This is a genomic window from Dietzia sp. UBA5065 (assembly GCA_002415925.1).
Classification (GTDB): Bacteria; Actinomycetota; Actinomycetes; order Mycobacteriales; family Mycobacteriaceae; genus Dietzia.
The window spans coordinates 24,249-31,704 of the sequence record DIAZ01000173.1 but is presented as its reverse complement, the minus strand read 5'-3'; the positions used below and the strand labels follow the sequence as shown (position 1 = coordinate 31,704).

Here is a 7,456-nt window from a genome sequence, read left to right as displayed (position 1 = left end):
CTCGCGGCCCGCCCACGGAGTGAGGTCGAGCGGCTCCCCGATGATCACCTGGACCCGATCGGGGCGGCGGAGCCTGCTGATACTGCGGATGTACTCGTTGGTGCCCTTCACCCCGACGGGGATGATCGGGACCCCGGCGCGCAGCGCCAGGCGGGCGGGCCCGGTCTTGCCGCGGAAGAGCCTGCCGTCCGGGGAGCGGGTGCCCTCCGGGTAGATGCACAGGATCTGACCCGAACCGAGGACCTCCATGCCCGCGTTCAGCGCGGCCTGGGCGGCGTCGGCGTTGGTGCGGTCGATCGGGTACTGCCCGGATCCCGCGAAGAACCACCTGCTGAGCATCCCCCGGACACCCGTACCGGTGAAGTAGTCGCTCTTGGCCAGGAAGGTGACCCTGCGGGGCAGCAGCAGCGGGGTGAACAGCCAGTCCGCGACCGATTCGTGGTTGCCGACCAGCAGCGCGGCACCCGAGGCCGGGAAGTTCTCCCGCCCGGAGATGACCGGCCTGCCGGTCGCCCTCAGGAAGGGCCCGATCAGCACGTACTTGAACAACCAGTACAGCAACGTGGTCACCGGTCCTCGTGTCGTTGGGGGGTGGACGAGTCCGGATACTACCCGGCGCGATCGGCGAATCCCGCCGGTACGAGATTCGGCGGCCAGAGATCCGGATCCGGGACGAAGTCCGCCACCACGGCGCCCGCGGCGGCGTCGAAGCCCGAGTCCACGAGGACGCACCTGGACAGCAGCGCGGGCAGCGGCACCACCGCCCGGAAGCCGTCGAGCTCCAGTCGCAATCCGTCGCCCTCCACCGACGGCGGCGACGTCGGAGCAGCGGGGACCGGGTACTCCACCCGGTACCCGCCCCTGCCGTCCTCCGTCACGGTCGGGGACACCGCACCCCGGGCCAGGGCCGCCAGCGCCGCGGTCCGGCGTGGCGAGCGTCCGGCCACCACCACCTCGATCGGTCCGGCGAGGAACGCGGAGACGTCCGCGGCGAGGAGAGCCAGCCGGTGCGCCTCCCGAACCCGGGTGTCCGCGCGATCACCGGCGGCCATCGACGCGAAGCGGACGTGGGCGGGCCAGAGCGTCTCGACGAACGTCGCCAGCTCCCCCGCGGCCGCGATCTTGCGAACCCCGGCGAGGTCGCCGTCGAGTTCCACCACCACCGTGTCCCAGACCCCCGCCGCGGCCGCCCTGCGCGCGTACTCCCATCCGAGAACCGTCGCGAGGGGGGAATCGCTACCGCTGGCCAGCGCCGCGAGCACCGCGTCTGCGGGATCCGACGCCCCCGAGCGGTACGCCTCCAGCCTGGCCACCGGGTCGTCTGCGCGGACCTCCACGGGTCCGTCCTCGCTGGTGTCCAGGCGCGGATCGACCGCGGTGGTGTCGCCGGTGAGGACCAGGGCCGTCCCGCCGGAGCCGAGGAGGATTCCGGCGGTGGCCTCGGAACGATCCGCCGGTCCGCCCCCCAGGACGGTGACGAATCTCGCCTCGGTCACCGCGACTCGACCCGGCGTTTGAGTTCGCTCAGCGCCTCGGAGAGGATCCGGCGCTCGGCGCGACTGCGCAGTCTGCCGATCACCGGGACGGCCAGCTCGAGCTCCAGCTGGTAGTCCACCCTGGTGCCGTCCTCCACCGGCTCGAGGTGATACGCGCCCGTCTGGGATCGCTGGAGCGTCGAGCTCTCCAATCGCCACTCGAGGCTCCTGTCGTCTGCGGACCAGGAGTAGGCGAGCACGTACTCGTCGACGATCGCGCCGGCGTCCAGGGTGAACCGGACCCGGTCCGGCCGGCCGTCGAGTCCGTGGGAGAGGACCTCCGCCTCCCGGATCGACGCGGACCACTCCGGGTAGGCGGCGAAGTCGGAGATGACGGCCATGACGTCCTCGACGTTCGCCGAGATGATCGTGGAGTCCCTGGTGGGCCAGACCCCCGGGGCACCGATGTCCTCGCTCATGCCCCCAAGCTTCACACATCTGCACCCCGGATGCGTCCTCGGTCCGGCGTCCGGCGGCAGGCGGCGTGGCCGTGCGACCCGCCCGGGGATAGGGTGTTCTCATCTTTTTACCATCGAACGTCTCCACCAGGAGGACCGCAGTGCGCGAATATGTCGCCGCCCCCGCAACATTCACCGTCCCCGACGACTGGTCGTGTGCCCAGGCGGCCTACGACCGCGCGGAGCAGACGCCGGACAACGTCGCCTTCCAGCGCCCGGTGGACGGACGGTGGACGGACGTGACCAACCGCGAGTTCGCCGACTCGGTCCGCGCCGTCGCCCGCGGTCTGGTGGCCCGGGGGATCGAGGCCGGCGATCGTGTCGCCCTCCTGTGCTCCACCCGGTACGAGTGGAACGTCATCGACTTCGCCATCTGGGCCGCCGGAGCGGTGACCGTGCCGGTCTACGACAGTTCGTCCTCCGAGCAGATCCGCTGGATCATGGAGGACTCGGGCGCCAGGCTCATCATCGTGGAGACCGCCGCCCACGCCGCCACCGCCGGCGAGGGCACCAGCGGACTGGACACCGCGCCCGACATCCTCGCGATCGAGGGCGACTCCCCCGCCGTCGAGCTGCTCTCGACCGCCGGGGCCGGAGTCGACGCGGGAGTGCTCGCCGAGCGTCGCGCGGCGGTGACCGCCGATTCCCCCGCGACCCTGATCTACACCTCGGGGACCACGGGACGGCCCAAGGGCTGCATGCTCACCCACCGCAACTTCATGTCCGAGACCCTCGCGATCCTCGAGACCCCGTTCAACCAGTACCTGCGCGCGGACGCGACCACGGTCATGTTCCTGCCGCTGGCGCACGTCCTGGCCCGCGCCATCACCTATGCGGGATTCCACGCCGGGGTCCGCATCGCCCACTCGTCCGATTTGTCGAACCTCGTCGGCACTTTCTCCGAGATGCGGCCGCACTACATCCTCGCCGTCCCGCGCGTGTTCCAGAAGGTGTTCGACAAGGCGCAGGCGACGGCGCAGGACGGCGGCACGTTCAAGGCGTGGATGTTCGACAAGGCCACCGACACCGCGGTCGCCTACTCCAAGGCCAACCGGGGCGGCCGGGTCGGGCCACTGCTCAAGCTCCGCCACGCGCTGTTCTCCAAGCTCGTCTACTCCAAGCTCGTCGCGGCGCTCGGCGGACGCTGCGAGATCGCCATCTCGGGCGGCGCACCCCTGGGCGAGCGTCTCACCCACTTCTTCGACGGCATCGGGGTCAACATCTTCGAGGGCTACGGCCTCACCGAGACCTGCGCCGCGATCACCGTCAACACCCCCACGCAGATGCGCATCGGATCCGTCGGGCAGCCACTGCCCGGCTGTGCCGTGCGTATCGCCACGGACGGCGAGGTCGAGGTCAACGGTCCTGTCGTGACCTCCGGGTACTGGCGCAACGAGACGGCCACCGCCGAGGCGTTCTCCGACGGCTGGTTCCGGACCGGGGATCTGGGATCACTGGACGAGGACGGCTACCTCACCATCACCGGCCGCAAGAAGGAGATCATCGTGACGGCGGGCGGCAAGAACGTCGCCCCGAACCAGCTCGAGGACGCGCTCCGGGCCGACCCGCTCGTGTCCGAGGCCGTGTGCGTGGGTGACGGCAAGCCGTTCATCTCGGTCCTGCTCACGCTTGATCCGGAGGCCCTCGAGCGCTGGAAGCAGTACCACGAGAAGACCGGTTCGCTCTACGAGCTCCTCCGGGACGCGGACATGATCGAGCACCTCGACCAGGCGTTGGTCCGTGCCAACAGGACCGTTTCCCACTCCGAGGCCATCAAGAAGTACCACGTGCTGCCCGACCAGTTCTCCGAGGAGACCGGCGAGCTCACGGCCTCGCTGAAGGTCAAGCGGAACGTGGTCCACCAGAAGTACGCGGCGCAGATCGAGGACCTCTACTCCTGATCGGTGCCGGCCCGGCGACCCGGCCGCGGCCTGACCATGTCAGGCCGCGGTCAGTCGCCTGAGAGCACGCGTTCCATGTCTCGCGCCAGGTCCTCCCAGCGCCAGCGTTCAAGAACCCAGGTTCGGCCCCGGACGCCCATCGCCGACGCCCGGGGCCGGTCCGTGAGCAGGCCGGCCACGGCCTCGGCGATCTCGCCGTCGGAGGTACCGTCCACCACCAGCCCGGTCCGCCCGTCCAGGACGGTCTCCGGGGCGCCGCCGCTGCGACCCGCGACCACCGGCACCCCGCACGCCGAGGCCTCGAGGTAGACGATTCCCAGCCCCTCCACGTCGAGCCCCGCTCCCCTGGTGCGGCACGGCATCGCGAACACGTCCGCCATCCGGTGGTGGTCGACGATCTCGTACGCCGGGACGCGACCGGTGAAGATCACCCGGTCGGCCACGCCGTGTCGGCGCGCCAACCCCTCCAGCGTCCGTCGGTAGGGACCACCCCCGACGACGACGAGGACCGCCCCGGGCGCCCGGCGGGCGATCTCCGGCAGCGCCCGGATGAGCGCGTCCTGGCCCTTGCGCGGCACGAGTCGGGACAGACAGACGATCACCTCCCTGCCGGTGACCCCGTAGCGCTCACGGATCGCCTTCCTCCGGACGGGATCCGGACGGAACCGTTCCGTGTCGACCCCTCCCGGCTGGTGGACCAGGCGGGCGTGCGGGCCGAACGCGGCCGCGACGCGACGCCTCGTGTAGTCGCTGACGTAGGTGACGGCATCCGTCGACTCCCCGATCAACCTCAGCACCTGCCGGGATCCCGGGAGCATCGACCAGCCCACCTCGTGCCCGTGGGTGCTCGCGACGATCCGATCGACCGGACCGCTCCGGAGGACGGGGGCCATCGCGGCGAGGGGCGCAGCGGCTCCGAACCAGATGGTGCTCGCCCCGAAGTCCGAGGCCAGCCTCCTCGCCCGCGCCGCCAGGTCGGGGGTGGGGAGCAGCATCTCCGTCGGAACCCGCTCCACCAGGTACGGGCGGGTCGCGTCGTACTCGACCGACTCGGCCCCGCGGAACGTCGACGCGAGCACCGCGACGTCCTCGGGATCGAAGTGCGCCAGGTAGGTCTCCAGGTACGACTGGATGCCCCCGGGCCGCGGGGGGTAGTCGTTCGTGATCAGTAGCGTCCTCGTCATCGCATCCGAGACTGCCACAGAGCCCCGGCGACGCCCGGACCGCCTGCCGTGCTCAGTATCGGCGGATGCCGCTGATCGGCATCGCGTCGACCTTCTCCAGCTTGACGGGGACGCCGTACGTCGGCGCGTGGAGGACCAGTCCGTCTCCGGCGTACATCCCGACATGCGTCGCGCCCGGATAGTAGATGACCAGATCACCGGGCTGGACGTCCGCCATCGCGACCGGCGCCCCGGAGGCGGCCTGCGCCTGGCTCGACCGCGGGAGCGCCTTACCCTCCTGGGCGTACGACCAGACCATGAGCCCGGAGCAGTCGAACTCGGAGGGGCCCGTGGCCCCCCACGAGTAGGGGGCGCCGAGCCGGGAGAGCGCGACGTTGAGCGCGGCGGAGTTGACGCCGTCGATCGGCGGGGCGACATAGCCGGGGGGCATGACCGGTCCCCCTGCCCACACGGCCCGCTGGGCCTCCGAGAGCGCGTCCACCCGGCGCCGCACCTCGTCGATGCGCAGCCTCATCTCCCCCGAGCGGCGATCGAGTTCGTCGGCGCGATCCCTGGCCTCCCGAGCCGCCTCCCCGGCGACCTCGGAGGCCCGGTCCGCCTCGTCGCGGAGCCGGGCCGCCTCGACCGACGCGGCCCTCGAGGCGTCGAGTGCGCTGGTGGTCACCCCCGACAGCCGCTGGAGGGTCCCGAGCCTGTCCACGAGGTCGCCGGGACTGGCCGCGAGCACGGCGGCCCGGGTGGCGCCGGTATCACCACCGCGGTAGCGCATGGTCGCGAGGCGATCCACGAGCGACTGGTCCCTCGCGGCGCCGAGGTCGGCGACCACCGCGCGACCGGCAGCGACGCCGGCGTCGCGCTCGCGCCTGTCCCGCTCCGCCTGTGCGCGGTCGAGTTCGGCCTGCGCGAGGTGGAGCTCCTCGCCCAGCGCACCGGCCTCCTCGGACAGCCGGGCCAGCTCGACGAGGTCCTCGCCGACCGCGCCCTCGGGGGCGGCCTCCACCTCCGTCGGCGTCACCGGGGCGGGGGCCGAGGGTTGCGCCGAGGCCACCGCGACACCTGTCGTCATCGCGGCGGCCACGGTCGCGGCGATCGCGACCGTACGGAAACTGCGGGGTAGGGGCACTGTCGGCTCTCGGGTCGGTCGTGGCGGGGGTTCTCGCGGGAGGCGGCAGGAGCGGGGCAGGGACGCCGTCAGGCTCCGTCACCGCATAGTACAGACGACGAACCCCGTCGACACCCGGCTGGTGGCCGGTCGTCGACGGGGTACGTGGAGGCCTGAGTCTCCGGTGGGACTCAGTAGTACCGGGTGGCACCGTAGAACGGCATGGAGTCCAGCGGGGCGTAGCTCACGCTGGTGCCGGAGTAGGGGGCGTGGACGACCTGACCGTTGCCGGCGTAGATCCCCACGTGGCTGGCGCCGCTGTAGAACGCGACGATGTCGCCGGGCTGAAGGTCCGCCTTGGACACCTGGGTGCCGCCACCGATCTGGGCCTGGCTGGTGCGCGGGATGGAGATGCCCGCCTCCTTGTAGGCCCAGGAGGTGAGCCCGGAGCAGTCGAACGAGCTCGGGCCGGTGGCGCCCCACACGTAGGGCGAGCCCACGCGGGTGCCGGCGGCCTCGAGGATGCGCTGGCCGGTCGAGATCTGCGGCGCCGGGGCGGCGAACTCGACGGGGGCGACCTGGGCGAGACCGGCCGGGAGAGCGATGCCCTCGGGAACGTCGACGGTGACCTGGGCGGGCACGCCCGGCAGGCGCAGCTCGACGGGGACGTCGACGGTCACGGGCGCGGCGGCCGCGGTTCCGGCTCCCGCGACGGCGGCTCCGGCCGCGAGCAGTCCGGCGGCGGCGACGCGGCGTCCGGTCGAAACGGTCTTGATGCTGTGGGCTCCCACGAGAGTGTTTTCCTCTTTCTTCCTGCGACACCGACCGGGTTAGCTGACGGGTTCGGACACGGAAGTCTGTCCTACGCCCCGGACCTGGTGGCCCTTGGACGATTCACCCCAGTGGAACGTGGTTCCCCGGTGCGCCCCTCTGGCGCTTAGGTGGTGACCCCGGCTCCCCACCGGTGGGCGGGTGATGACTTCCGAGGTCTCGAAAAGGTTACGAAACCGTCTCGCCGAAGTCCAGTCCCTCGCTCACGCCGCGGTGTATTCGGCCACGATCTCGACCGTGGAGACCATCCCGACCTCGATGAGCACCTCGATCGCGGAGCGCACCTCGGGCTGCAGAACGTACCCGCACGACTCCTCGGAAAGCGTGTCCACCTGCGGTTCACCCGCGATCAAGACCGAGACCACGCAGTCGTCACATGTCCGTGGCCGCGCCGGGCACCGAGCACAATCGATGGATAGCATGATCTACATCACACTCCGTCCTG

At 71.2% G+C, this 7,456-nt stretch carries 8 protein-coding genes and 1 riboswitch; of the genes, 1 reads left to right on the top strand and 7 read right to left on the bottom strand.

Annotated elements, in window-relative coordinates; translation table 11 throughout:
* From B4M60_RS14200 to B4M60_RS14190, 3 genes are all read right to left on the bottom strand, one after another.
* The coding region (locus tag B4M60_RS14200) for a lysophospholipid acyltransferase family protein (protein WP_291085419.1) at positions 1 to 570 on the bottom strand (570 nt) is incomplete at its 3' end.
* Between the two features lie 38 nt (positions 571 to 608).
* Positions 609 to 1,496: a hypothetical protein gene (locus B4M60_RS14195; protein ID WP_291085417.1), complete on the bottom strand. Its 888-nt coding sequence runs from the start codon at positions 1,494 to 1,496 to the stop codon at positions 609 to 611.
* Positions 1,493 to 1,954 carry an SRPBCC family protein gene (locus B4M60_RS14190; protein ID WP_291085415.1) on the bottom strand — a complete coding sequence of 154 codons (462 nt, stop codon included), beginning with the start codon at positions 1,952 to 1,954 and terminating at the stop codon, positions 1,493 to 1,495. Before B4M60_RS14190 ends, B4M60_RS14195 begins: the two co-directional genes overlap by 4 nt.
* 140 nt (positions 1,955 to 2,094) lie before the next feature.
* On the opposite strand from B4M60_RS14190, the gene B4M60_RS14185 reads away from it, so the two are divergent.
* The gene (locus tag B4M60_RS14185) at positions 2,095 to 3,894 is read left to right on the top strand and encodes an AMP-dependent synthetase/ligase (protein WP_291085412.1); all 1,800 of its coding nucleotides are present in this window, start codon (positions 2,095 to 2,097) and stop codon (positions 3,892 to 3,894) included.
* Positions 3,895 to 3,944: 50 nt separating this feature from the next.
* On the opposite strand, the gene B4M60_RS14180 is transcribed toward B4M60_RS14185, so the two are convergent.
* The 4 genes from B4M60_RS14180 to B4M60_RS14165 all read right to left on the bottom strand — a co-directional run bounded on the left by B4M60_RS14180 (position 3,945) and on the right by B4M60_RS14165 (position 7,376).
* Positions 3,945 to 5,078, bottom strand: coding sequence for a glycosyltransferase family 4 protein (locus tag B4M60_RS14180; protein WP_291085409.1), 1,134 nt, complete (start codon positions 5,076 to 5,078; stop codon positions 3,945 to 3,947).
* Between the two features lie 52 nt (positions 5,079 to 5,130).
* The gene (locus B4M60_RS14175) at positions 5,131 to 6,144 is read right to left on the bottom strand and encodes an NlpC/P60 family protein (protein ID WP_291085406.1); all 1,014 of its coding nucleotides are present in this window, start codon (positions 6,142 to 6,144) and stop codon (positions 5,131 to 5,133) included.
* A 227-nt stretch (positions 6,145 to 6,371) separates the two neighbouring features.
* Positions 6,372 to 6,971, bottom strand: coding sequence for a C40 family peptidase (locus B4M60_RS14170; RefSeq protein ID WP_291085404.1), 600 nt, complete (start codon positions 6,969 to 6,971; stop codon positions 6,372 to 6,374).
* A gap of 13 nt (positions 6,972 to 6,984) precedes the next feature.
* A riboswitch (cyclic di-AMP (ydaO/yuaA leader) is annotated at positions 6,985 to 7,134 on the bottom strand.
* A gap of 80 nt (positions 7,135 to 7,214) precedes the next feature.
* On the bottom strand, positions 7,215 to 7,376 hold the full coding sequence (locus B4M60_RS14165) for a hypothetical protein (protein ID WP_291085401.1): 162 nt from the start codon (positions 7,374 to 7,376) through the stop codon (positions 7,215 to 7,217).
* Between the last annotated feature and the right edge of the window lie 80 nt (positions 7,377 to 7,456).